The 25615-nt window shown below is 65.8% G+C and carries 20 protein-coding genes; 4 read left to right on the top strand and 16 right to left on the bottom strand.

The window, feature by feature from the left end; translation table 11 throughout:
* Positions 1 to 80 precede the first annotated feature (80 nt).
* Positions 81 to 1736 (bottom strand): glycosyltransferase family 39 protein, encoded by a 1656-nt coding sequence (locus PMI20_RS04145; RefSeq protein WP_007928627.1) that lies wholly within the window; start codon positions 1734 to 1736, stop codon positions 81 to 83.
* 221 nt (positions 1737 to 1957) lie between these two features.
* Between PMI20_RS04145 and PMI20_RS04140 the strand changes: the two genes are divergently transcribed.
* Positions 1958 to 2545: a phage tail protein gene (locus PMI20_RS04140; RefSeq protein WP_007928628.1), complete on the top strand. Its 588-nt coding sequence runs from the start codon at positions 1958 to 1960 to the stop codon at positions 2543 to 2545.
* Between the two features lie 53 nt (positions 2546 to 2598).
* On the top strand, positions 2599 to 2910 hold the full coding sequence (locus PMI20_RS04135; RefSeq protein WP_007928630.1) for a DUF6916 family protein: 312 nt from the start codon (positions 2599 to 2601) through the stop codon (positions 2908 to 2910).
* Positions 2911 to 2970: 60 nt separating this feature from the next.
* Here the strand turns inward: PMI20_RS04135 and PMI20_RS04130 are convergent, their stop codons facing one another.
* Genes PMI20_RS04130 through PMI20_RS04115 form a run of 4 tightly spaced genes read right to left on the bottom strand, consistent with a single transcriptional unit; the run spans position 2971 to position 7702 of the window.
* Positions 2971 to 3474, bottom strand: a complete 504-nt coding sequence (locus tag PMI20_RS04130; protein WP_007928631.1) for a GNAT family N-acetyltransferase — start codon at positions 3472 to 3474, stop codon at positions 2971 to 2973.
* 27 nt (positions 3475 to 3501) lie between these two features.
* Positions 3502 to 5598, bottom strand: a complete 2097-nt coding sequence (locus PMI20_RS04125) for an efflux RND transporter periplasmic adaptor subunit (protein WP_007928632.1) — start codon at positions 5596 to 5598, stop codon at positions 3502 to 3504.
* Positions 5598 to 6917: an efflux RND transporter periplasmic adaptor subunit gene (locus PMI20_RS04120; protein WP_007928633.1), complete on the bottom strand. Its 1320-nt coding sequence runs from the start codon at positions 6915 to 6917 to the stop codon at positions 5598 to 5600. Before PMI20_RS04120 ends, PMI20_RS04125 begins: the two co-directional genes overlap by 1 nt.
* On the bottom strand, positions 6914 to 7702 hold the full coding sequence (locus PMI20_RS04115) for an efflux RND transporter periplasmic adaptor subunit (RefSeq protein WP_007928634.1): 789 nt from the start codon (positions 7700 to 7702) through the stop codon (positions 6914 to 6916). The genes PMI20_RS04120 and PMI20_RS04115 overlap by 4 nt, the downstream gene beginning before the upstream one ends.
* Before the next feature lie 231 nt (positions 7703 to 7933).
* Here PMI20_RS04115 and PMI20_RS04110 point away from each other — a divergent pair, with 231 nt between their 5' ends.
* Both PMI20_RS04110 and PMI20_RS04105 read left to right on the top strand, forming a co-directional pair.
* A complete protein-coding gene (locus tag PMI20_RS04110; protein WP_007928646.1) occupies positions 7934 to 10105 on the top strand; it encodes a PA5441 family protein in 2172 nt (723 codons plus the stop codon).
* A gap of 2 nt (positions 10106 to 10107) precedes the next feature.
* The gene (locus tag PMI20_RS04105; RefSeq protein WP_007928648.1) at positions 10108 to 10827 is read left to right on the top strand and encodes a DUF3142 domain-containing protein; all 720 of its coding nucleotides are present in this window, start codon (positions 10108 to 10110) and stop codon (positions 10825 to 10827) included.
* On the opposite strand, the gene PMI20_RS04100 is transcribed toward PMI20_RS04105, so the two are convergent.
* The 11 genes from PMI20_RS04100 to PMI20_RS04050 all read right to left on the bottom strand — a co-directional run bounded on the left by PMI20_RS04100 (position 10790) and on the right by PMI20_RS04050 (position 25399).
* A complete protein-coding gene (locus tag PMI20_RS04100; RefSeq protein ID WP_007928649.1) occupies positions 10790 to 12259 on the bottom strand; it encodes an efflux transporter outer membrane subunit in 1470 nt (489 codons plus the stop codon). The genes PMI20_RS04105 and PMI20_RS04100 overlap by 38 nt on opposite strands.
* Positions 12256 to 13314 (bottom strand): HlyD family secretion protein, encoded by a 1059-nt coding sequence (locus PMI20_RS04095; RefSeq protein WP_007928650.1) that lies wholly within the window; start codon positions 13312 to 13314, stop codon positions 12256 to 12258. Before PMI20_RS04095 ends, PMI20_RS04100 begins: the two co-directional genes overlap by 4 nt.
* 25 nt (positions 13315 to 13339) lie before the next feature.
* Positions 13340 to 14884, bottom strand: coding sequence for an MFS transporter (locus PMI20_RS04090; RefSeq protein WP_007928651.1), 1545 nt, complete (start codon positions 14882 to 14884; stop codon positions 13340 to 13342).
* Positions 14885 to 15106: 222 nt separating this feature from the next.
* Positions 15107 to 16024 (bottom strand): LysR family transcriptional regulator, encoded by a 918-nt coding sequence (locus PMI20_RS04085; protein WP_007928652.1) that lies wholly within the window; start codon positions 16022 to 16024, stop codon positions 15107 to 15109.
* 406 nt (positions 16025 to 16430) lie between these two features.
* Positions 16431 to 17297 carry an ABC transporter permease gene (locus PMI20_RS04080; RefSeq protein WP_007928653.1) on the bottom strand — a complete coding sequence of 289 codons (867 nt, stop codon included), beginning with the start codon at positions 17295 to 17297 and terminating at the stop codon, positions 16431 to 16433.
* 20 nt (positions 17298 to 17317) lie between these two features.
* Positions 17318 to 18178: an ABC transporter ATP-binding protein gene (locus tag PMI20_RS04075; RefSeq protein WP_007928654.1), complete on the bottom strand. Its 861-nt coding sequence runs from the start codon at positions 18176 to 18178 to the stop codon at positions 17318 to 17320.
* A 5-nt stretch (positions 18179 to 18183) separates the two neighbouring features.
* On the bottom strand, positions 18184 to 19221 hold the full coding sequence (locus PMI20_RS04070) for an ABC transporter substrate-binding protein (RefSeq protein ID WP_007928655.1): 1038 nt from the start codon (positions 19219 to 19221) through the stop codon (positions 18184 to 18186).
* Between the two features lie 27 nt (positions 19222 to 19248).
* Positions 19249 to 20139: a TauD/TfdA dioxygenase family protein gene (locus PMI20_RS04065; RefSeq protein ID WP_007928657.1), complete on the bottom strand. Its 891-nt coding sequence runs from the start codon at positions 20137 to 20139 to the stop codon at positions 19249 to 19251.
* Between the two features lie 358 nt (positions 20140 to 20497).
* Entirely contained in the window at positions 20498 to 21865 is a 1368-nt protein-coding gene (locus PMI20_RS04060; RefSeq protein WP_007928658.1) for an HlyD family type I secretion periplasmic adaptor subunit, read from the bottom strand.
* Positions 21855 to 24011: a type I secretion system permease/ATPase gene (locus tag PMI20_RS04055; RefSeq protein ID WP_037035296.1), complete on the bottom strand. Its 2157-nt coding sequence runs from the start codon at positions 24009 to 24011 to the stop codon at positions 21855 to 21857. The genes PMI20_RS04060 and PMI20_RS04055 overlap by 11 nt, the downstream gene beginning before the upstream one ends.
* Positions 24012 to 24049: 38 nt before the next feature.
* On the bottom strand, positions 24050 to 25399 hold the full coding sequence (locus tag PMI20_RS04050; protein WP_007928660.1) for a TolC family outer membrane protein: 1350 nt from the start codon (positions 25397 to 25399) through the stop codon (positions 24050 to 24052).
* Positions 25400 to 25615 lie beyond the last annotated feature (216 nt).

Below are 25615 nucleotides of genomic sequence, written 5' to 3'. Positions count from 1 at the left end.
CCACTGCTGGCCCTGAATTCTGCCTTTCGTCATCGACCGGTTCACAGGCCGATTTTTTGCGCAAAAACCGCCCAAGACCGCTATCCAGCAGGCTTCCCAGCCTGGGTGCACAGTGCTTGTACCGACGCCTGCCCCTGCGCCACGCCGCATATCACCAGCAACCGCGCCGTGACTCCGCCGGCGGTGAACTCGCCGGTTTTTCGCCATTGCGCCGGCAGCGGGGCGAATTCGTCGGGTTGGTCGGCCGTGCCGATCAGCCAGACGCGACCACTGCCCACCGGCAACGCCGACAGCCGGTCGAGGTAAAGCCTGTCAGCCTGCTGCTCGACCAGGGTGCCGAAACCATAGGCGTTGGGCCGAGTGGAGACGCCGGCGGGCGTGGGCGGGGTGTAGAGCAGCGGCTGGGCGTCGGTACGGTTGTAGTAGACGTAGCTCAGGTACCACAGCAGGTCGCTGGTGACGATCCGGTCGCCGGCCACGTAGCGCTGGTTCACGTAGTCCACCAGCACGCTGATCTGATCGTTGCTATCCACCGTGGCGTTGTTGTTCAGGCCGACCCCCTCGGCCCCGGCGAACAGCAGCAGGACCGCCAGCGCCAGCGCGCGGGCATGCACCTGGGCATGCTCCAGCAGCCGGTCGATCGCCATCGCGAAAAGCAGCGGCAGGCCCAGGGCATAGGCCGTCAGGTAGCGCTCGATGAACACCGGCGTAACGAATGACACCGCAAACACCAGCAACAGCGGCAGCACGCTGTAGATCGCCAGCAGCCAGCTCCAGCGCCAGGGCGTGCGGTCGCGCCAGGCGAGCATTGCGACAACGCTCAGCACCAGCAGCGGCAGGCCCGCGAACAGCAGCGGGGAACGGCTTTCGCCATCGTCCTGGGTCAGCAATTGCCAGACCATCGAGGGCAATGAAAAAAACTCCACCGACGGTTCCCAGCCCACATCGCCGCTGGCTTTCAGCTGGTCGATATGCTGCAGCAGGTCCACCAGCCCCGGCAGCCAGGGGGCGAACAGCATGACAATGGCGAGGTTGGCCAGCCACCAGCCCGGCTGGTTGATCGCCCGGCTCGCAGGCGTCGCTTGCAGGCGCAGCAGCAACAGGTACGCCCAGTGGGCAAGCACGCAGAGCGCGGTGAAATAGTGGGTGTAGAACGCCGCGCTCATCAGCAGCGTGTAATACACCAGGTAGCGCTGGCGCCGGGGCTGCCTGAGCCAGTACACCAGGGCCAGGGTGGCGCCGAGCAGCCACACCCCCAGCAAGGCATACATGCGCACTTCCTGGCTGTAGCGCACGGCGGTGGGCAGCAGGGCCAGCAGGAACCCGGCGAGGATCGCCGCACGGCGGCTGGCGATCTGCGCCACCAGCCACACCCCCAGGCCGACACAGACGATCCCCGGCCAGGCGCTGAAACTGCGAATGGCAAAGATGCCGTCGCCAAACAGCGCGATCCAGCCGCGCAGCAGCATGAAGTACAGCGGCGGATGCACATCGTGGGCGGCATGCACCCAGAGTTCGCTCAGGCCGTAGCGGCTGAGCAGCAGGCTGGAGCCTTCATCGCCCCAGATGGCCGCGGCGGTCAGGTCGTAGAAACGGGTGGCCGCCGCCAGCAGCAAAATCGGCAGCAGCCAGTACGCCCGCAGCACCGCGACCAGGCGCTGTGCGTCGCTCGCCAGCCGATTGGCGATGCCCGGCCCGGCCGTATCCAGCAATTGCGGCTCTCTGCGAAACGCCATGAATGTCCCCTGCACCAACGTTTTACCACCACAGCATCGCTGTTTATCCGGCCAGACATAAGGCACCCCATCACCCCAGGCGACTGGCGGAACAGCGTCTACGCTAACCATTGCTGTCAACGAGCCCGTTTGGCGTTCTGACCGTATCGGTCAAGCTGTCAGGCCAGACACCAGGGATCGGCTCAAGGAGTTCCACTGATTAACCTGAAGGATAAAAAACTATGGAAGTGTTCATGGGCACCATTCAAGCTTTTTCCTTTAACTTCCCTCCCAACGGCTGGGCCTCGTGTTACGGCCAGACCCTGGGAATCTCGCAGTACCAGGCGCTGTTTTCGCTGCTGGGCACCTACTACGGCGGCAACGGCACCACCAACTTCCAGTTGCCGAACCTGCAAGGGCGGCTGCCCATCGGCCAGGGTAACGGGCTGGGCCTGACGCCACGGGTGATCGGCGAGGTTTCCGGCACCGAAAACGTCACCCCGACCCTCAACAACCTGCCGTCCCACACCCACACCCTCGCCAGCGTAAACGCCGCCACCACGCTGCAATTGGCCAACCCCGCCAGCAGCCCGGTCAGCGTGCCGACGGCCACCAACTCGTTCATCGGCACCTCCGGCGGCGGGCCGGGCACCGCGACCATCTATTCCGACGGGCTGGGTGCCACGCCGGTGCCCCTCCAAGGGGTCAGCACCACGATCTCCGGCACCATCTCGCCCGCCGGCAACGGCCTGCCGCTGGAAGTCATGAACCCGTTCCTGGTGATCAACTTCAGCGTGGCCTTGAACGGTCTGTTCCCATCGCGCAATTGAAGTTCGCGCCGGGGGACATTCCCCCGGCCCTTTTTCCGGCCAGGAGTGGCGCCATGCTGCATCTGCTGCAAAGTGAGCATTTCCAGCCTTTGCTGGGGCAAACCTGCAATCTGTTGCTACCGGACGGCAGCGTGTTGCCGGTCCATATCGAGTCCATCAAGGACACTCCCCAGTCCCGCATGCCGAACAGCCCGCGCATGCCCTTCTGCGTCGAGCTCAACAGCCTGGCGCCGACAGCGTTCGTCGACGGCCTGTGCGACCTGGAACTGCCCGGCGTCGGCCACCTGCAGGGCATGTTCGTGTCACGGGTGCCGGCCCTGGGCCGCGATCCGACGCTGGGCTATTTCTATATCGCCTTCAACTGAACCGAGCGTGCCTGGCGGCAGCGCCCCGGGCACCGGCTCGAACCCGCGGGGTTGCGCCGCTCAGCCGCGCGGACCGGGGTACCACACCAGCCGCTCGGCCGCCGGATTGGCTTCCTCGACCTGAAACCCCAGCGCCAGGTAATGCCGGCGCGCATGGGGGTTGCTGGCCCAGACCACCGTAGCCACCGGGCAGCGCACCTGCTCGGCGGCTTTCTGCACGCCTTGCAGCACCGTGCGCCCATAACCGCGACCGCGGGCGGCGGGAATGAACGCCAGGTACAGCACACGGATTTCATTGGCGCCGAAATCGGTGGTCAGGGCACCGATGGCGCTGCCGAGCTTTTCGATCACGTAGTGCATGGCGCCAGGGAAGTTCTCCCCCGCTCCCTGCTCCTGGACCTGGAACTGCTGGGCGATCACCTGCTCGATCTGCTCCTGTTCGCCATCGATCCATTGCAGATCGCTGCGCGCCGAACGGTAAAGGCTTTGCAGGAACGGTCCGTCGGTGGGCCGCGACGGACGTACCACCAAGCCATCGGACATGGCCGAATCCTTATGCAACATATGCGTTCTCCCTGAAAATTCCTTGTTTCAGAACCCGCTTTCCCTCACGCCCAGCGCCGCCAGGCGCCGCCAGGCCGTACCGAGCAGCGACTCGCCACGCCCCTGCAACACCACCACGCCGCGCAGCGGCTGGCTCGGGGTGACGCTGGCATCGAGCACCTTGAGCCGCGCGCCGTACTGCGCCTGGACCGGTTCGGCGCGGCGGTTTTCATCGCGGCGCACGGCAATCGGCCCATGGTGATCGGAGGTCAGCGCCTCCTGATCGATATACGCCACGCCGTTGGTATCGACTTCGGTTAATTGCACCTCGAGCGCCGGGTGCATCGGGTCGTCGGCGATAAAGCGCCCCGTGGCGCCCGACGCGACCCGCCACAGGTCGGCCTCGGCGAGAAACCCACGCAAGCGCGCGCCCGGCTCGACCACCCGGGCCAGCGGCTCCTTGGGCGAAACCCAGCGGCCCACCTGCAGTTGCGGCAGCAAGTCGCGCAGCTGGCCAGCCTCGGGCGCGCGCAGCAGCAGGCGCTCGCGTTGCGCCGACAGGCCGCGGTATTCGGCCACGGCCTCGGCCAGCTGCTGCTCGACGATCCCGGCATCGGCGGCGGTCTCGCTGCGCCCGGCGCGGCGGCGCATCTGCAATTGCTGGATCTCGATTTCCCGCCGCGCGATGGCCTGGCGCGAGGCCAGGTCCGGGGATTCGAGCTCAACCAAAACCTGGTCCTTGCTCACCGCCTGGCCGTCGCTGACATTGACCTGCCGGACCCGCGCCGCCACCGGCGCATGCAAGGCGCTGGCGCGTCCGGCTTCGAGCATCGCCGGCACCTCCACCGAGCCGCGCCAGGGCACCGCCACCAGCAGCAGCGCCGCCAACAACCCCAGGCCGCTGAGCAATACCCGTGGCGCGTGGGCCTGTTCGCGGTGCGTCCACCATTCGCGCCATTCCCGCACGATGGGCAAAAAGATGAACCAGACCAGTTCCACCAGCATCAGGAAGATGCCCAGCAGCTTGAAAAACAGGTGGTACACCGCCAGCGCAATCCCGAAAAACAGCACCGCGCGCCACAGCCACGAGCCATAACCCCACCACAGCAGACGCCGCTGCATGGCCGGCGACCAGGGCTCCGGCGCCGGCTCCCGGTAGCCGAACAAGGCCTCGCGCAGACGCCAGCGACAGAGGGCGAAGGCCCGCCCTTGCAGGTTGTCCACCTCCCAGAAATCGCTCAGCAGAAAATAGCCGTCGAAGCGCATGAAGGGGTTCAGGTTGATCACCAGGGTGGTGATCCAGGTGGCGCTGGCGAGCATGAAGGCCGCGGTGCGCGCCGGGCCGTCCGGCAGCAGCGACCAGGCCAGCAGGGCGATGCTGGCCAGCAGCAGCTCGGCCAGCACGCCGCCGGCGCCGATCAGCAAGCGCGCGCGACGGTCATTGACTCGCCAGGCATCGCTGACGTCGGTGTAGAACATCGGCAGCAGCACCATGAACGCCACCCCCATGCTCTGCACCCGGCAACCGGCGCGCTTGGCCATGAAGGCGTGGCCGAACTCATGGCACAGCTTGGCGAAGAACAGCGCCACGCCAAACGCCAGGGCGCCGCCGAGGCTGAACAGGTGGGGAAAGGTCGCCAGGAAGCGCTGCCAGTCCCGCGACACCAAAAACACTCCCAGCCCCAGGGTCAGGGGCAAGCCGTAGCGCAGCAACCCCGGGCCGAACCGCGCCAGCCACGGCCAGGCGCGATTGAGAAAGGCGTCCGGGCGCCACAGCGGGATACGAAAGAACAGGTATTGGTGCAGCAGCACCTGCCACAGGCTCTGGTGCTGGGCGGCGGCCTTGAGCTCATAGCTGGCGCGCTGCTGCGGATCGAGGGCGGTGATCAGGTCATGGCTGCGCAAAAAGCCCAGCAACTCTTCCAGTTCCGCGCCGCCCAGGGGCAGCCCCGGCTCGCGGTTGGCGGCGCGCAGCACCTGCCCGGCGTCCCCCAGGGACCAGTGCCTGAGCAAGCGCATCGCCGCTGCGCCGAGCTTGAAATAGCGGCCGCGCACCGGGTCGGCCAGGGTCCAGCGCGGCGAACCGTCCAGCGCCGGCGCCGCCGGCGACAGCTGCAAGTCCGCGCGCAGGCCCGGCAGGCTCATTACAGGCCCACGCTCTGCCGCAGACCGGCCAGCGGGCGGCGCAGCAGGTACAGCGCCAGCGGCGCGCGCTCACCGAAGAGCTTGGCCGTGCCGCGCAGGCCGATCCGCGGCGGCGCGTCGCGAAAACGCGCATCGAGGCGGTAGGCCAATTGCCCGCCCGGCGTCGGCTGCGCCTCGTAGGCCGCCCGTTCGAGGCTGGCCAGATGGCGCTGCAACGGGTCGCTGTCGAGAAACAGCGCCACCTGCGCGCCGGGCTCCAGGGCAATGGCATCGCCCACGGCCAGTTCGATGCGCAACTCGGCCTGGTTGGGGTCGGCGATTTCCATCAGGCGCTCGCCGGTCTGCACCGGTTTGCCGGTCCAGCGCTCGGCGTCGGCGAACACCGCGATGCCGTCGCGTTCGGCCCGTACTTCGCTGCGCTTGAGCAATTCGCGGGCGTAATCGCGTTCGGCGCGTTTCTGTTCGACCCGGGCCGCCAGCAGGTCGATCTTCGAGCTGGATTCGGCATCGGCGAAGGCCCGCTGGGAATTGGCCTTCAGTTCCGCCTCGGCCACGCCCAAGGCGCGGGCGGCGACATCGGCCTGGGCATTGAGGGTGGTGTTTTCGAAACGCAGCAGCAGGTCGCCGGTCTTCACCGTCTGGTTAGGCTTGACCAAAAACTCGGCGATCACCCCGTCCAGCGGCGCCGCCACCACACGCCCGCCCAGCGGCACCACTTCGGCCGGCGCCAGCACCGACTGCCGCACCGGAATCAGCAAGCCCAGCAACACCACCGCCAACAGCGCCAGCCGGCGTTTGCGGTTCCAGCGCAGGCGCCAAGGCTTGCGCGGTTGCAGCGCCAGCCAGGCGTGGCTGTAGGTGTCGCCCAGTTGTGCCAGCAATACTTGTTCGGAAGGGTTCCACGGATTGTCGCGGGCCAGCCACAGGCCACCAAAGAGCGCGCCCTGACGATCGATCAGCGGCAACCAGAACACTTGCGCCGCCGACAGGCTCTGCCAGTCGGCCCGTACCGGGGCGCTCAGTTGCTCGGCCGCGACCACCCGCGCCTGCTGCGCGAGTTCGAGCTTGAACAGTTGGGCCACCGCCTGTTCGACGAAAGCCACGAAGGGCGCATTCGGATCGAGCGCGCTGACACCAGTCACCGCGCGGACCTTGCCGGCGATCACCAGCGCCGCGTGGCGATAGCCGAACAGTGCCTGGCTGTCGTTGACCAGGCTGTAGGCCAATTGCTCGACCGTGCGCGCGGCGCGGGTCTGGCGCTCCAGGTCGAGGAACCGGGCGAAAACCTGCTCGGCGGCGCCCGCTACCGGCGCGTTCATTTGAGCTCCGCGAACCGCGCCGTGCCGCTCATGCCCGCCAACAGGCCCTCGGCGTTGGGTACGGCCGCCACCAGCAGCAGCGTCTGGCTGCCTTCGTCGATCCGCGCGCCGAGGCGCTTGACCGTGGCGGCCAGCGGCTTGCCGGTTTCATCGGGGACGAAGCTGAAGGTCTGCCCGGCCTTGAGCTTGCCCATCCAGCTCGACGGCACCAGCAGGTGGATTTCCAGGGAACGGTTGTCGACGATTTCCAGCAAGGGCGAGCCGGCCGTCACGCTTTCGTAGCGCTGTACCTTGCGCGCCACCACCTGCCCGTCGAACGGCGCGATCACGCTGCAACGCTTGACCTGCACCTGGTAGACCTGGGATTGCGCCTGGGTCTCGGAGACCTTGGCCGCGGCTCGCGCCACTTCGAAGCGGCCGACCGAGTTGAGCGAAGCCAGCTGGCGGTTGTGCGCCAGCTCTTCGTTGGCGCCACGGCTGGCGGCCTGGGCGGCATTGAGCTGGGCCTGGTAGGCCGAGCAATCGAAGCGCGCCAGCACCTCGCCTTTCTTGAAGGACTCGCCTTCGCTGTAGGGCAACTCGACGATGCGCCCGGACAGTTCGCCGGCCAGTACCGCCTGATCCTTGGCCCGCAGCACGCCGCGCGCTTCGCTGCCGCTGGCCACGGCGGCGCCGGCAGCGCTGTCACTGAGCAGCGGGTCGTCTGGCGCAGGTGTCTGCGCCTGTGCAAGGCACGCCAGACAGGTCAATCCGAATCCCAATCCCAATCCATGAAATCGCCGCATAACCGTAACTCCCTGACGGATGGGCGGAGTCTAAGACAGCAAGCGCAAGCGTCAAGCAAGTGGCCACTATCTTTATCGATCCCGACAAGGCGTCCCGCGCCTTGCCTGCAAGTGTAGACACCTTGTCCTGCGCGGCCTGCATGGGTCATCTAGGTAGCACCGGGCGCCTTCTGTATGATTTGCACCACACTTGGACCTTCGGCTCCCATAGTTTCGGATTAAGGACAATTCATGCGTATCGGTCTTTTGTCGTCTTTGACACTGGCGCTCGGCGCCCTCCTCTGCAATCAGGCCCAGGCCAGCTCCGACGATTCCTGTTACCCGCACTGGACCCTGCTCAAAAAAAACCTCGAAAGCTGTAGCAGCCTGCCGTTTCTCAACCCGGGCAACGACAGCCGAGTGAACCTGCGCCTGTTACTGGCCGACACTGGTGCCTTGCCCCTGGCGCCGAAAGCGCTGGACGCCGACGACCTGGCCGAAGGGTATGGGCCGGTGCCGTTTTCGGTGTCTCGCCTGAACCCGGCGCCCGACCCCGAAGCGGCGGATGCACCGGCAGCCAGCGCCGACACTGACCTCAACGGCCGCCTGGAAGCCTTGCAGGTGGTGCGCGAAGCTCCTCAGGCGGCCGGCGATGCGTTTCTGTCCGGCGAAGGCAGCCGCTGCCGCAGCAACTCGGACGCCAGCGCCCAGGTGTTTGTCGACCAACTGATCGCCGCCGACCTGCCGGCCAGCGAACGCCAGGCACTGGCGCAGAGCCGGGTCAAGCTGCTCGCCGCCTGCAACTGGGACAGCCCGCAACTGGCCAGCCTGCTGCCGACCGATCTGCAGACACCACTGGGCAAGGGTTTCGCCACTTATCTACAGGCCGCCGGCAACTTCTACAGCGGCCGCTTCAGCGAGGCCGGCGCGGCGTTCGCCACGCTCAAGGACAGTCCGAATACCTGGCTGAAAGAAACCGCGCTGTACATGAACGCCCGTACGCTCCTCAACAGCGCCCAGCAAAACGCCTTCGACGAATACGGCATGCCGGCGCTCGAGCATGTGGATAAGTCCACCCTGCAACAGGCCGAAGCCGGCTTCGACGCCTACCTGCAAACTTATCCACAGGGTGCCTACGTCGCCTCGGCCAAGGGCCTGCTGCGCCGGGTGCACTGGCTGGACGGCAACCCCGACAAACTCGCCGCCGACTACGCTTGGCAAATGACCCAGGCCAAGGACGAGCAGCGCAACCTGTCGCTGGACGATCTGGTGGAAGAAGTCGACACCAAGCTGCTGATGGTCAACCGCAACCCGGTCAGCACGCCCCTGCTGCTGGCGGTCAACGACCTGATGTGGATGCGCGAGCAAGCCGAAGGCCGGCTGACCCGCGCCGCCTTGCAGCAACAGAAGGCGGTCTTCGCCGGGCAACCGGCGCTGTATGACTACCTGCAAGCGGCCTTCGCCCTGTACGTCGACAACGACCCCGACGCCGCGCTGAAACTTCTGCCCGCCGAGCCTGCGACCAACCTCGACTACCTCGCCTTCAGCCAGCAGACCCTGCGCGGCCTGGCCCTGGAAGCGAAGAACGACGCCTCTGGCGCACAAGCCCTGTGGCTGCAACTGCTGCCCCTGGCCAAGCAACCGTTGCAACGGGAACAGCTGGAGCTGGCCCTGGCGATGAACTACGAGCGCAACCAGCAACTGGCCAAGGTGTTCGCCGCCGACTCGCCGATCCAAAGCCCGCAGGTGCGCTTCACCCTGCTGCGCCATGTGGCCGACGCCGAGTTGCTGCGCCAGCAGATCAGCCAGGCCGCCGACCCGGTGGAACGTAATACCGCGCAGTTCGTGCTGCTCTACAAGGACCTGCTGCGCGGCCAGTACGCGGCCTTTGCCAGCGACCTTGCGCAGCTTCCCGCCAGCGCCCCTGAAGACAAGCTTGGCTACAGCCTGGGTTACGTCTACAGCAACGGCCAGTCGCTCAAGCTGTTCCAGTGGAACGGCAAAGAGGCCGAGTCCGGCTACGTCTGCCCGAGCATCGCAGAAACCGCGACGGCATTGGAGAAGGATGGGAAAAGCCCGCAAGGCCTGAACTGCCTCGGTGAGTTCATCCTGCGCAACGGCCTGGACGGCATGCCGCTGGACAGCCAACCCGACAAGCAGTCCCTGGGCGGCACGCCGTCGGCTTTCAAGGGCGAACCGTTCTCCCGCCTCGAGGGCTACAAACAGGTGATCGCCAACAGCAAGGCGCCACGCGACGACCGCGCCTACGCCCTGTACCGCGCGATCAATTGCTTTGCGTCCTCGGGCAACAACCGCTGTGGCGGCAAAGACGTGGAGCCCGCGGTACGCAAGGCCTGGTTCCGCCAGCTCAAAGGCACCTTCGCCGACACCCAGTGGGGCAAGTCGCAGCAGTACTACTGGTAAGCATGAGCCGCTTCTGGCGATGCCTGCTGCCGGTCTGGCTGTTGCTGGCCGGCGGTGCCCAGGCGGCGGTCGACGCCCGCGATCACGATGCCTTCTGGCTGTGGAGCGGCGTCGCTCCGCAGCCGGTGCTGAACCAGGCCAAGACCCTGTACATCCTGCAAGGGCAGATCAGCCGTTCGCGTCGCGACCCGAGCGGCAACGTGCACTTCATCGCCCAGGGCATGGCCATTCCGCGCCTGCGCCAGGGCGAGGTCTGGGTGGTCTATCGCGCCCACACCCTGCACTGGCCGGAACCGGTCTACCGCCAGTTGCTGGGCCAGGTGCAGCGCTGGCAGCAGGCCGGCAACCCGGTGGTCGGCATCCAGATCGATTTCGACGCCCGCACCCGCTACCTCGACGAGTACGCCAGCTTCCTGCGCGACCTGCGCCAGCGCCTGCCTGCGCAGTACCGCCTGAGCATCACCGGCCTGATGGACTGGAGCAGCAACGCCAACCCCGAGGCCATCGCCGGGCTCAAGGGCGTCGTCGACGAAGTGGTGGTGCAGACCTACCAGGGCCGCCACAGCATCCCCAACTACGCCGCCTACCTGCCCCGCCTCAACCGCATGGGCCTGCCGTTCAAGGTGGGGTTGATCCAGGGCGGCGAATGGCAGGAGCCGGGCTATCTGCGAGACAGCCCGTGGTTCAGGGGGTATGTGGTGTTTTTGCAGAACCCGCGCTAGCCAACGGATACACCGACTCCCAGCCTCCGCCCAGGGCCTTGTACAGGCCGACCATGGCCAGGGAAACGCCGGTCGAGCTTTCCACCAGTTGTTCCTGGGTGGCGAGCAAGGCGCCCTGGACGGTGAGGACGTTGACGAAGTCCACCACGCCTTCGACGTATTGCTGTTGCGCGGTGCGCAGGGCGATCTGGTTCTGCCGCACGGCTTCGGCGAGGCTGTCGCGGCGCAGCTGGCTGCTGTTGTAGCGGGTCAGCTGGTCGTCGATTTCATGCCAGGCGCGCAGCACGGTCTGCTGGTAGGCGACGGCCGCTTCCTGCTGCTGGGCTTCGCGCAGATGCAGCATGCCGCGCAGGCGGCCGCCGTCGAACAGCGGCAGGCTGAACTGCGGGCCGATGCCGAACTGGCGCGAGCCCCAGGAGCCGAAGTCCGACAGCTGCATGGCCTGGGAGCCGAAGTTGCCCGACAGGGTGATGCGCGGATAAAAGTCGCCCTGGGCCACGCCGATGCTGGCGGTGGCGGCATGCAGGCGGGCTTCGGCCTGGCGGATGTCCGGACGGCGTTCGGCCAGTTGCGACGGCAGGCCGATGGCGACCTGGCGCGGGGTTTGCGGCACCGGCGCATCCGCCGCGAGTTCGGCGTGCAGGGCCTGGGGCGGCTCGCCCATCAGCAGGCTCAGGGCGTTGATCAGTTGCGCCTGGCGCTGCTGCAAGGCCGGCAGTTGCGACTCGATGGTCGCCACCTGCGCGGCGGCTTCGGCCACGTCCAGGTCGGTGGCCACGCCGTCGGCCAGGCGCAGCTGCGAGAGCTTGAGGCTGTGGCGGGCGACGTCGAGGTTCTGCTCGGTCACCGCGCGGGTGCTCTGCACACCGCGCAGCTGGATGTAGTCCTGGGCGGTCTCGGCCAGCACCACCAGCAGCACCCCGCGCCGATCATTTTCCGCGACTTCCAGGGTCGCGTCGGCGGCCTCGGTTTCGCGCCGCACGCGGCCCCAGAAATCCAGCTCCCAGGACGCCGAGAAGCCGGCGTCCCACAGGTTGAAGGCGGACTTGCCCGCGTGCCCCGACGGATCGTTCAGGCCTTCGCCGCTGTTGCGTTTACGCGCATAGCCGCCGCTGGCGCTGCTGGTCGGATAACGCTCGGCGGTGATCACCTGGCGCGCCGCGCGGCTCTGTTGCAGGCGGCTGGTGGCCAGTTGCAGGTCGAGGTTGTCGGTCAGCACGCGCCGGCTCAGGGCCGACAGCTGCGGATCGTTGAAGACCTCCCACCAGCGCTCGTCCAGGGGGCTGCTCACCACCTGGCTCGGCGCAACCTTTTGCGGGGTGGCCCAGGCCTCGACCCGCGGCCCTTCGGGACGCTGGAAATCCGGGCCGACACTGCAGGCGGCCAAGGACAACAGGCTCAGGGCGAATACCGGCTGGAGCAGACGACTCATCGCTTCACCACCTCACGCGCGGAGCTGGCCTTACCCAGGGTATCGACGCTCGCTTCCACCGACATCCCGACCCGCAGACGCTCGGCCATCGGCTGGCCGGGCTCCAGCAGGATCTTCACCGGAATGCGCTGCACCACCTTGGTGAAGTTGCCGGTGGCGTTGTCCGGCTTGACCGCGGCGAAGGTCACCCCGGTGGCCGGCGCCAGGCTCTCGACCCGGCCGTGCAGGGTTTCGCCGTCCAGGCTGTCGACCCGCACCTGCACCGGTTGCCCGGGGTGCATGTGGGCCAGCTGGGTTTCCTGGAAGTTGGCCACCACATAGGCCTGCTCCAGCGGCACCACGGCGAGGATCTTGCTGCCCGGCGTGACGTAGGCGCCGACCCGCACCGCGCGTTCGCCGACCATGCCGTCCACCGGCGCGACGATACGCGTGTAGGACAGCTCGTAGCTGGCCATTTCCAGGGACGCCTGGGCGCGCTTCAGCCCGCCCTCGGCGGCGTCGCGCTGGGCGGTGAGGATCTCCACCTGCTTGCGTTCCGCCGCCAGCGCCGCGGTGGCCGTGGCCAGCCGCGCGCTGGCCTGGTCGATGCGGGTCCTGGCCTGCTGGGCATTCTGCACCGTGCCGGCGCCGACCCCGGCCAGGTGGTTGTAGCGGTTCAGTTCATGTTCGGCGAAGGCCGTTTCCGCCCGCGCGGCCACCACCGAGGCCTGGGCCTGGGCGATCACCGAGCTTTGCCGGTCGAGGGTGGCGCGGGCGTTCTGCAACTGCGCCTGGGCCACCAGGGTTTCGGCGTCCGCCGCCTGGGCCGCGGCGCGCAGGTCGCGATCGTCGATCAGCGCCAGCAACTGGCCGGCCTTGACCCGCTGGTTGTCTTCCACCAGCACTTCCTTGATGAAACCCGCCACGCGCGGGGCCACCAGGGTGTAGTCGGCGTTGACAAAGGCATCGTTGGTGGTCTGCTCGGTGGCCTTGCCGGTGACCAGGTACACCAGCACACCCAGGACCGCGACCGCCGCCACGCTGACGGCGATTTTGTGTTTGATGTGGATCGTCATAAAAACCTTCTGTCTCAGTGAACGTTCAAGTCGGCGCGCGTGGCGGATAGATCCGCGTCGGCAGCCAGAAAATCAGCAGGATCAAGGCCGCCGCCACGCCAGCCATGACGTAGTAAAGGTCGGCGGAGGTCAGCACCACGGCCTGTCGGTGCAGGCGCTGGGCGAGGTTGCTGGCGTCGACGGCGCTCAGCGGCGAGTTGCCGAGGCTGTCCACCAGCATGGTCGAGTGAAAGTGCAGGCGGTGAGTGGTCAGGGCATCCAGCACGCCGGTGGCGATCACCGCCGCCAGGCCTTTCACGGTGTTGAACCAGGAGGACGCGAACGGCCCCTCGATCGGCTGGATACTGCCGGTGGAAAGCATCAGCAATGGCAGCACCGCCATCGGCTGGCCGAAGATCTGCAACAGTTGCAGCACGTAGAAATCGTCGCGAATCCACGCCGAGGTCAGCTGCGCGCCGCCCAGGCACGACAGCACCAGCATCGTCAGGCCGATGCCCAGCACCCAGCGGCAATCGACCCAGCGCAGGTTGCACAGGGCCGCCACCAGGGGCAATGCGAGTAGCTGCGGCAGGGCCATCACCAGCATCACCGGGGCGGTCTGCAACGGCCGGTAGCCCTGGACCTGGGCCAGGAAACTGGACGGAATGATGATCACCGCGGTCAGCACCACCAGTACTCCGGCCAGGGTCAGCAAAGCGAACGACAGGTTGCGGATGCCGAGCATCTGCAACTTGAAGAACGGAATCGGCTGCGACCATTCGTTGATCAGAAACAGCACCAGCAACAACGCGCCCCCGCCCAGCAGCAGGCAGATCAGCGGCGAGCCGAACCAGTCCAGGCGATTGCCCTGGAGGATGCCGATCACCAGCATGCAGATCGCCGGGAACCCCAGCAGCAGGCCGCGCCAGTTGAAAGCCTTGAGGCGTTCCAGGCGCAGCGGGTCCTGGGGCAGGCCGTAGGCCACCGCGAGCATCGCCAGCAAGCACGGCGCCACCACCTGCCAGAACGCCCATTGCCAGCCGACGTATTCGGTCCACAGGGCGGCCAGCGGCGTGCCCAGGCTCGGGCCGAAGGTAGCGGTCAGGGCGTAGCCGGCCAGGCCGTAGAGCTTGACGTTGGCCGGCAGGAACCGCAGCGCCACGGTCATCAGCATCGGCGGCAACGCGCCGCCGGCCAGGCCCTGCACGGTGCGCAGCAGCAATAGGCTGTGGTAGTTCGGGGCGAACGGACAGAGCACGCCCAGCACGGTGAACAGGGCGATGGCGCAAAGGGTGAAACGGCGCAGCGAGAAGGTCACCGAGCACCAGGGGGCGAAGGCCATGGCCGCCACCGAGGTGGCGGTGTAACTGGCCACCAGCCAGGTGCCTTCGTCATAGCCGATGGCCAGGGCGCCACGGATGTCGGCCAGGGCGATCTTGGTCACCATTTCGTTGAGGCCCGACACCAGCACCGCCAGCAATACGCCGAGCAGGCCGATGATGATTCGCGGGCCGAAGACCGCGGGGCTGGCAACTGCCGGTTTGCTGGCCACTTCAACGGGCGCCGGCACAGCCACGGCGAGGGAACTCATGAAGGGAACGACTCCGATAGAAATACCGAAGCAGTGTAAAAAGCCCGACAGCTGACGAAAACTGACTTATCGACAGCTTATAAGTGCACCGCACGCAATGATTGCGCCCCCCCGAAACCTGTAGGAGCGAAGCTTGCTCGCGATAGGGCCAGACCTGGCACCGCGATAAATGGCCGCTTCGCGGATCGCGGGCAAGCCTCGCTCCTACAGAGACATGGTTTTTCAGGGCTGGGCGGAGTGCCAGGTTTCGTTGCAGGAGGCGCGCAGGGTTTCGCGGAACCATTTGTGCGCCGGGTCCTTGTCGTAGCGCGGGTGCCAGGCCTGGGTCAGCACCAGGGTCGGCAGCGGAATCGGCAAGGCGAAGGAACGCAGGTGCAGGCCCAGGCGCGACACGCTGAGCAGGGTTTCCTTGGGCACCGGCAGGATCAGGTCCGAGTCCGGCAGCATGAACATCGCGGCATGGAAGCTCGGCGCGATCAGCGGCACCCGGCGCTGCAGGCCCAGGTCGCCGAGCGCCACATCGATCGGCCCGCGGGCGATGCCACGCCGGGACATGCTGATGTGCGGGAAGGCGGCAAAACGCTCGGCGGTGATCTCCTCGTCGAGCAACGGATGATGCTCGCGCACCAAGCCGACAAAGGTGGTGGAGAACAGGTTCTGCACCTTCACTTCCGGGGTCAGCGGCCGGGTGTTGCTGATGCGCAGGTCGATCCGCCCTTCGCGCAGGGCCTCGTCGTCGCCATCGCCCTCCGGGACGAAACGCAGTTCGCAATGGGGCGCCTGGCGCTCCAGGGTGTCGATCAGGCGGCCGCCATAGACGCCGACGAAAAAGTCGTTGGCGCGCACGTTGAAGCGCCGGCGCAGAGTGCCGAGGTCGACCTGGTCGCCGGAACGGAACACCAGCGCCGCCTGCTCCACCAGGTCACGTACCTGGCCGCGCAGCTCCTGGGCCTTGGGCGTGGGCACCAAGCCGCGGCCGGCGCGCACCAGGATCGGGTCGCCCAGCGCCTCGCGGATCCGCGTGAGGGTCCGGCTCATGGCCGCCGGGCTGAGGTTCATGCGCCGGGCCGCGCCGACCACGCTGCCCTCGTCGAGCAGGGCGTCGAGGGCGACCAGAAGGTTCATGTCCGGGAGTTGCATGCTGAGCACTCGTGGCTAATCGGGAATGAGTCAGGCGCAATGCTAGCAGGGTCATTTCAGCCAGGGACACCACTCTGTGTAGCCGCTGCCGCAGGCTGCGATCGAGGACGAAGTCCTCGCCAGACCTGCGCATGCGGTGTGCCAGACAGAACGCGCTGTCAGGTTTTGCGCCGGCTGCGCCGTCGATCGCAGCCTCGCAGGCTCGGCAGCGGCTACAGGATCGTGGAGGGCAGTTCAACCATGGACACCACGCTGTGTAGCCGCTGCCGCAGGCTGCGATCGAGGACGAAGTCCTCGCCAGACCTGCGCACGCGGTGTGCCAGACAGAACGCGCTGTCAGGTTTTGCGCCGGCTGCGCCGTCGATCGCAGCCTCGCAGCCTCGCAGGCTCGGCAGCGGCTACAGGTTCAGCGTTGCATGCCCCAGCGTTTCACGGTGACCCGCTCCAAGGTGTCGAACACCAGGTTCTCCACCAGCAGGCCGATCAGGATCACCACCGCCAGGCCGGCAAAGACTTTGTCGGTGTACAGCTCGTTGCGGTTCTGGAAGATGTACCAGCCCAGGCCGCCCTTGCCGCTGGTGGCGCCGAACACCAGTTCGGCGGCGATCAGGGTGCGCCAGGCGAAGGCCCAGCCGATTTTCAGGCCGGCGAGGATCGACGGCAGCGCCGCCGGGATCAGGATGAACAGCACGAAGCGCATGCCCTTGAGCCCGTAGTTGCGCCCGGCCATACGCAGGGTTTCGGAAACCCCGAGAAAGCCGGCGTAGGTATTCAAGGCCAGGGCCCAGAGCACCGAATGCACCAGCACGAAGATCAGGCTGTTCTCCCCCAGGCCGAACCACAGCAGGGCCAGCGGCAACAGGGCGATGGCCGGCAACGGGTTGAACATCGAGGTCAGGGTGCTCAGCAGGTCGCGGCCCACCTGGGTCGACACCGCCAGGGTGGTCAGGGCAAAGGCCAGGGCGATGCCGATCAGGTACCCCTTGAGCAGCACGACCAGGGAGATGCCGACCTTGCCCAGCAGCTCGCCGCTGAGCAGGCCGTCGTACAGCGCGCTGGCGGTCTGCAAAAAGCTCGGTAGCAGCAGGTCGTTGTTCTGGTAGCGGGCCACGGCCTCCCAGAGCAGCGCCAGCACGATCAGGATCAGGCTCTTGCGCAGCCAGCCTTGTTGCCACAGGCGCTGGCCCAGCGGCAACTCACGCTCCAGCGGCACCGCCAGCAAGGGTTCGAGGGCAACTTCGTATTCCTGGCGAACAGGTGATGAATGGCTCATCGGGCGTTCCTCTTAAAGGCTCAATAAGCGATACGGATATCGGTGAAATCCAGCTCGCGCTCGGTTTCCGGCGACTGGCCTTCGTCGAACAGCAGCCGGTGGATACGCCGCGCCGTCTGCTGGAACGCCACGCCGCCGAGGCTTTGCAGGTCGTACTGATGGCTGTGGATTTCCGCTCGCACCCGCCCCGGATGGGGCGACAGCAGCAGGATGCGGTTGCCCACCACCAGCGCTTCCTCAATGGAGTGGGTGACGAACAGCAGGGTGAAGCGCACCTCTTCCCAGAGCAGCAGCAACTCCTCCTGCATCTTGCGCCGGGTCAGGGCATCGAGGGCGGCGAAGGGTTCGTCCATCAGCAGGATCTTCGGCTGCATCGCCAGGGCGCGTGCTATCGCCACCCGCGCCTTCATGCCGCCGGACAGGGTGTGCGGGTAGGCGTCGGCAAACGCCGCCAGGCCGACCTTGTCCAGGTAGTGCAGCGCGCGCTCCTCGGCCTCGCGACGGTTGAGGGTGTTCGACGCCAGCAGCGGGAACATCACGTTCTGTTTCACGGTTTTCCACGGCGGCAGCTGGTCGAACTCCTGGAACACCACGATCCGGTCCGGCCCCGGCTGGCTGACCCGCTGTCCTTGCAGGCGAATCTCGCCCTCGCAGGGCTGGATGAAGCCGGCGACCGCCTTGAGCAGGGTCGACTTGCCGCAGCCCGAGGGCCCGAGCAGGACGAAACGGTCGGCGGGATCGATTTCGAAACTGACCTGGTGGGTGGCCCGCACCACGCGCTGCGGGGTGCGGTATTCCAGGCTGACCTGGTCGACCGCCAGCAGCGCCTGGGCCGCCGTGGTCGGGTTGCTGGCCGTGTGGCCTTGCAAGGGGGCGTTCATGGCGATCAGCTCCCTTGCAGCGGCGTGGTGTCCTGGAAGAAGTAGTCCTTCCACGATTGCGGCTTGTTCTTGATCGCGCCCACGCGGTAGAGGAATTCAGCCAGCGGGTAGGTGTTTTTCGGGGTGACGGTGAATTCGAACTGCGGGTTGTCGATGATTTTCAGCAAGGCTTCGCGGTCGATCTTGGCCTTGGTCACGCGGATGTAGGTATCCGCCGCCGCGCCCTTGTCCTTCTGGGCGAAGTTGGCGGCCTCGGCCAGCGCCTCGACGAAAGCCTTGTAGGTTTTCGGGTTCTCGCTGCGGAATTTCTCGGTGGCGAACAGCACGGTCGGCGAGTTCGGACCCAGCAGGTCGTAGGTATTGAGCACCACATGCACATTCGGGTTGGCCAGCGCCTGGTCCTGGAACGGCGGGTTGGAGAAGTGCCCGGTCAGCTCGGTGCCGCCGGCGATCAGCGCCGCCGTGGCGTCCGGGTGTGGAACGGCGATGGTGTACTTGTCCAGGCGATTGAATTCCTTGTCGCCCCATTGCTTGGCCGCCGCGTACTGCAGGAACCGCGACTGCACGGAGACCCCCACCGCCGGCACCGCGATGCGGTCCTTCTCGGTGAAGTCGGCGATGGTCTTGACCTTGGGATTGTTGCTCACCAGGTAGTAAGGGAAGTTGCCCAGCGACGCCACCGCCTTGACGTTCTGCTTGCCGTGGGTGCGGTCCCAGATGGTCAGCAGCGGGCCGACGCCGGCCCCGGCGATGTCGATGGAGCCGGAGAGCAAGGCGTCGTTGACCGCCGCGCCGCCGGACAGCTGGGTCCAGTCGACCTTGATGTCGATGCCTTCTTCCTTGCCGTGTTTTTCGATCAGATTCTGGTCGCGCACCACGTTGAGCAGCAGATAGACGATGCCGAACTGTTCGGCGATGCGGATCTCGCCTTCGGCATGGGCCGCCGTCGGCGCGACCAGGCCAGCGGCCAGCAGGCTGAAGCCCAGGCCGATGGCGGCCGCCAGTTTGCCCAGGCGCGGGAGGCGTTGAGTAGGTTGGGACATGGTGTTTCTCCTGCCGTGGGTGGCCGATCAGTAAGGGGCGTCGCCCTGGATGGTGGTGCGGTACAGCTTGCGGCGCAGGTGGCTGGGGCAACCGGCGGCCAGGTGGATCAGCGAGCGGTTGTCCCAGAACACCAGGTCATGGGGCTGCCATGGGTGGCGGTAGATGTTTTCCGGCAGCACGCTGTGGGCGTAGAGCTCGGCGAGCAGCTGGCGGCTCTCGTCTTCCGGCAGGCCGACAATGCGGGTGGTGAAGCCTTCGCTGACGAACAGCGCCTTGCGGCCGTTTTCCGGGTGGGTGCGCACGACCGGGTGCACCACTTCCCGGACCTGGGCCAGTTGCTCCGGGGTCAGGGTCGGGCGCCAGTTGCCCTCGAACTTGGTCTCGCTGTAGCGCGCGGTGTAGGAGTGCGCGGCAGAGCGGCCATCGACCGCCTTGCGCAACGCTTCGGGCAGGCTGTCCCAGGCTTTGTGCATGTCGGCGAACAAGGTGTCGCCGCCCTCGGACGGCAGCTCCTGGGCGTGCAGCATCGAGCCCAGGCTCGGCAGCTCCTTGTAGGAGAGGTCGGAATGCCAGAACTTGCCAGCGTCCCCCAGGCCGATGGACTGGCCGTTTTCGATGATGTTGGAAACGATGAGGATTTCCGGGTGCCCGGCCAGCAGGAACTGCTTGAGCACGTGGATCTGCAGCACGCCGAAACGGCGGCTGAAGGCGATCTGTTGTTCGGGGGTGATGCGCTGGTCGCGGAACACCACGACGTGATGATCCAGGTGCGCGCGGTGAATGCGCGCGAAGTCCTGGTCGTTGACCGGCCGGGCCAGGTCCAGGCCGACGATCTCGGCACCGACGGCGCCGCGGAACGGGCGGATATCAAAAGCTTGTGCGGCGATGGGCGCGGCACTTGGAGAGGGTACGGACATAAATCACTCCCACGCAGAGCACGCCCGGTGGCGCGCGCGTCGATCAGAAACTCACGGAGGTCCCGTGTGGGTTCATTTCGTGCGGCGCGCCGATTGGTCGGCAGGTACGCAGGGAGTCGACTTTATAGATATAATAACTGAATTTTAAATACCGTTATCGAATAACGATATGGCGATTCAGGCGGGGGAATTCAATGGTGAATCCACAGGCGCCATCGCGAGCAAGCTTCGCTCCTACAGAAGCCGCGCGGTGCCTTCTGTAGGAGCGAAGCTTGCTCGCGAATGGATCGAAGATCGACGCCGCTCATATCCTGCCCATCCGCAGCATGATCAGACGCAGGCGGCAGCGGCTACCGCATCAACGCTCGTGCAGCGCCTCGGCACGGGCGCGGATGATCGGCTTGAGCAGGTAGCTGAGCACGCTCTTCTTGCCGGTGATGATGTCCACCGAGGCGACCATGCCGGGGATGATCAGCAACGGCTTTTCATCGGTGCCCAGGTGGCTGCGGTCGGTGCGCAACTTGATCACGTAGTAGGTGGTCTTCTTGTCTTCGTCGGTGATGGTGTCGGCGCCGATCTGTTCCAGCTTGGCCTTCAGGCCGCCGTAGATGGTGTAGTCATAGGCGGTGAACTTGACTACTGCTTCCTGCCCCGGGTGCAGGAAGGCGATGTCCTGCGGACGGATCTTCGCTTCCACCAGCAGGGTGTCGTCCAGCGGCACGATCTCCACCATGTCGCTGCCCGGCTGGATCACACCGCCGATGGTGTTGACCATCAGTTGCTTGACGATGCCGCGCACCGGCGAGGTGACCAGGGTCCGGCTGACCCGGTCCTCCAGGGCCTTGCCGGTGGCGCTGGCCTTGTTCAGTTCGGTGCGCGCCTCGTTGAGCTGGGTCAGGGCTTCGCTGCGGAATTTGCCGCGGGTTTCGTCGACCTTGCGCTGGACTTCCTTGATCGCCGATTCGGCACGGGGAATCGCCAGGGTGGTGGCGTCCAGTTGCCCACGGGTCTCGACTTCGGCGCGCTTGAGCCGCAGCACTTCCACCGGCGACACCGCGCCCTGGGCCACCAGCGGCTCGGACATAGCGATTTCCTGGCGCTGCAGGCTCAGTTGCTGGCGGTACTGCGCCTGCTTGGAGGTGAACTCGCGCAGTTCCTGCTGCTTCTGGATCAGTTGTTCCTGCAGGCCGCCGACTTCGTCGTGCAACTGCTGGCGACGGCTTTCATACAGCGACTTTTCGCTGGCCGCCTGGCCAGGCACGGCGGCCATGGCATCGGCCGGGAAATTCAGTTCGCGGTTGTCGATCTCCGCGCTCAGGCGCTCGACCCGCAGCAGCATCGACAGGCGATCGGCCTCGGTCTCGCCGACGTTGGACTTGAAGCGCGTGTCGTCCAGGCGGATCAGCGGGGCGCCGGCTTCGACGATCTGCCCTTCCTTGACGAACAGTTCGGAGACGATACCGCCTTCCAGGTTCTGGATTTTCTGCACCTTGGACGACGGGATCGCCTTGCCCTCGCCCTTGGTCACTTCGTCGATCACCGCGAAGTTGGCCCACAGCAGCAGGAACAGGAAGAAGCCGATGATGCCCCAGATGGTCAGGCGGATAACCCGTGGCGCATCCTCGATCAGCGCCTTGTTGACCTCGGGCAGGGGTTGGTCGTGCAGCGATTCGGTGCCTTTGAAGTAGCGCAGGATCGAGTCTTTGAAACCGGATTTAAGCAACACTGATCTGCCCCTTCTTCAACGCTTCCATCACGACTGCTTTCGGCCCGTCGGCGAGGATCTGCCCGCGGTCGATCACCAGCAGGCGATCCACCAGCGACAGCAGCGAGGCACGGTGGGTGACCAGCACCACGGTCTTGGCTTCCACCACGGCTTGCAGGCGTTGTTTCAAGCGTTCTTCACCGGTGTTGTCCATGGCGCTGGTCGGTTCGTCGAGCAGCAGGATCGGCGGGTTGAGCAGCAGGGCCCGGGCCAGGGCGACGTTCTGCCGCTGGCCGCCGGAGAGGTTCTGCCCGCGCTCGCCGACCTGCAGCTCGTAGCCCTGCGGGTGCAGGCGGGCGAACTCGTGGACGCCGGCCAGTTCGGCGGCCTGCAGCACCAGTTCGTCTTCGACATAACGGGCGCCGGAGGTCAGGTTGTCACGCAGGGTGCCGGCCAGCAGCTGGATGTCCTGGGCCACATAACCGATGTTGTGGCGCAATTCGCTGACGTCGATCTGCCGGATGTCCACGCCGTCTACCAGCAAGGCGCCGGAGTCCGGGGCATACAGGCCCACCAGTAGCTTGGCCAGGGAGCTCTTGCCCGAGCCGCTGCGGCCGATGATGCCGATCTTCTCGCCCGGCTTGACCACCAGGTTGATGTTCTTCAACGCCGGATTCTGCTGCCCCGGGTAGGTGAAATTCAGCTGCCGGCATTCGATGGCGCCCTGCAGCACGTTGCGGCTCAGGGGGCGCTCGTCGAAGTTGCGCTCCTGGGGCAGCTCCATCATCTGGTCGACCGAGGTCATGGTTACCCGCGCCTGCTGGTAGCGGGTCAGCAGGCCGGACAACGAGGCCAGCGGGCTGAGGGCGCGGCCGCTGAGCATGTAGCAGGCGATCAGCCCGCCCATGCTCAGGTTGCCGTCGATGATCTGGTACACGCCGAAGACGATCATGATCACCCCGGCCAGTTGCTGGATCAGCAGGGTGATATTCATCGCCAGGCTGGAGAGCATCTTCACCCGCAGCTCGAGGCGGCCCAGGGTGCCGATGGTCTGTTCCCACTGGTACTGGCGTTCGCTTTCGGCGTTGTTGACCTTCACCGCGTCCAGCCCGGCCAGGGTCTCGATCAGGCTCGACTGGCGCTCGGCGCCCAGGGCCATGGTTTTTTCCATGGTGGCAATCAGCGGTTTCTGCAGGGCATAGCCGATGCCCAGGGCAATCGGGAAGGCCAGCACCGGAATCCACACCAGGTGCCCGCCGAGGATGGCGATCACCAGGAAGATCAGCAGGGTGAACGGCAGGTCGATCAGGCTGGTGAGGGTCAGCGAGGCGAGGAAGTCGCGCAGGCTCTGGAACTCGTGGATGTTCTGGGCAAAGCTGCCGACCCGCGCCGGCCGGTACTTCATGGCCATGCCGACGATGCGCTCGAACAGCGTGGCCGAGATGATCAGGTCGGTCTTCTTGCCGGCCAGGTCCAGGCACAGGCTGCGCAGGCTCTTGAGAATCAGGTCGAATAGATAGGCGCCAGTGATGCCGATGGCCAGCACCCACAGGGTGGCGGCGGCCTGGTTGGGGACCACGCGGTCGTAGACGTTCATCACGAACAGCGGCGCGGCCATGGCAATGACGTTGATCAGCAGGCTGGCGGCGATGGCGTCGGCGTACAGCCAGCGCGAACGCTTCAAGGTGTCGCGGAACCAGGAGCGGGCGCGAGGAATCAGCGAGCCGTGGTTGACGTCGAATTTGTGTTGGGGCTGGGCGAAGAACACTTGCCCGCTGTAGTCGTCGGCCAGCATCTGGCGACTGACGCTGACCTCGCCGCCGTCGCTCTCGCTGAGCAGCAGGCGGGCCTTGTCTTCGCCCTGCCAGCCGAGCAGGACGGCGCTGCGGCCGTCCTTGAGCAACAGCATGGCCGGCATGGCGATGGCAGGAATCTGCTCCAGCTTGCGCCGCAGCAAACGCCCCTGCAGGCCGGCGCGAGCGGCGGCGCGCGGCAGCAACTCGGCGCTCAGGCGCTGGGAGGGTAAAGGCAGGCCGGTGGTCAGCATGGCCGCGCTGGCCGGCTTCTGATGCAAGGAGCACAGGGTTAGCAGGGCATCCAGCAGCGGGTCGTCATGCATGCCGCGTGGATCATGGCTAAGTTGCACTCGACTGACTTCTGATTCCACGCTCGGCACTCTTTAACTGTCTATTGGATGAAAAGTACTCAATTCATCCCAGGCAGTTGGACCTTGGGCTTCACATCGTTCTGCACGACGGAAGCCATGGGTGCGACCACTCCCTGGCTCTTGAGCAATTCGCCCATGGTCGCCTTGATTCGATATTGAGTAAATAACTGAATGTTCTTGATTTCCGCCAAACGACGCGAGGCGGTGAACAGTTCATTCTCGCTATCGAGCAAGTCGAGCAAAGTGCGCTCGCCCAAACTGAATTGCTTCTGATACGCCTCACGCACGCTGGCGCTGCGATCGACATATTGCTGGGCGATCGGCACTTGCGCATTGGCGTTGTTCAAGGCGTTCCACGCCAAGCCTAGCTCTTCATTCAGAACACGCAGGGCGTTGTTACGAATATCCAGCGCCTGGGTGGACTGATAGGCCTTGGATTCCAGGTCGGCCTTGTTGCTGCCGCCGGCGAACAGGTTGAAGCGCATGCGCAACATGGCCTGCCATTCGTTGTTGTGGCCGTCGATGCCGTCCAGGTTGTTGTCGGCAGTACGCCCAAGCTCGGCATCGAAGCGCGGGTAGAAGGTCGACTTGGCGGCTTCGTACTGCTTCTCGGCGGCGACGATGTCGGATTCGGCCGAGCGCAGGATCGGGCTGTTTTCCAGCATCTGGCGCTGGGCTTCGTCGAGGCTGGCCGGCAGCAGGGCCATGAAGCCGACCGGGCGCTCCAGCTGATCCGGCATCTGGCCGACGGCGCTGAGGTAGTTGGTCTGGGCATCGGCCAGGTTGGTCTGTTCGGTGATCAGGTTGTTGCGCGCCTGGGCCATGCGCGCCTCCGCCTGGTCGAGGTCGGCGCGGCTGCCGACGCCGCGCTGGGTGCGCAGCTGGATCTGATCGTAGATGCGCTCGTGATTGCGCATGTTGTCTTCGGCCAGGCGCACGAACTCGCGCCGGGTCAGCACATCCAGGTACACCTGGGCCACGGTCAGCGCGGTGCGCTCGGAAGTGCCCAGCAACGAGTACGCCCGGGAATTGACGGTGGCTTGTTGACGCCCCACCTCGCTGGAGGTGGCAAAACCGTCAAAAACCATTTGCTGGAGACGTAAACTTGACTCGCTGCGGTTCAGCGTCTCCCAGTGATTGCTCGATCCTGCACGGGTGGTCGGGCTGTCGGTGCCTTCACGACCATAACCGCCCAGCAAATCGACCCGCGGCAAATAGCCGCCCTTGGCCGCTTTGAGCTGGTAATCGGCTGCCAGGCGGCTATTCACCGCGGCCTGGATTTCCGGATGGACATCCAGCGCTTTCTGCATGGCTTCGGGCAGGGTTTGTGCTTGGGCGAAACTGGCGGCGAGTACGAAGGGTAAGGCTTTGAACAACTGCGGACGCATAGAGGGGTTCCCAGGACTTCTTGTCCCAAATCACAGCAAAACGAGGCGCTGCATCGGATGATGGCAACCGGAATGACCGTATATCGGAAAGTTCAAACCATGAACTGGGTCACACACTTTTAGACAGGTCGCCGCATGAATATCAATGTGACATTACCTTGACGATTGTTTAGGATGACACTCAGAAGGTCAATAGTTTGGCATATGGTTAATAGC

Origin of the sequence: Pseudomonas sp. GM17 (genome assembly GCF_000282175.2) — a bacterium.
GTDB classification, from domain to species: domain Bacteria; phylum Pseudomonadota; class Gammaproteobacteria; order Pseudomonadales; family Pseudomonadaceae; genus Aquipseudomonas; species Aquipseudomonas chlororaphis.
Note: the sequence above shows the minus strand (reverse complement) of the source record. Positions and strands in the feature narration are given on the sequence as shown.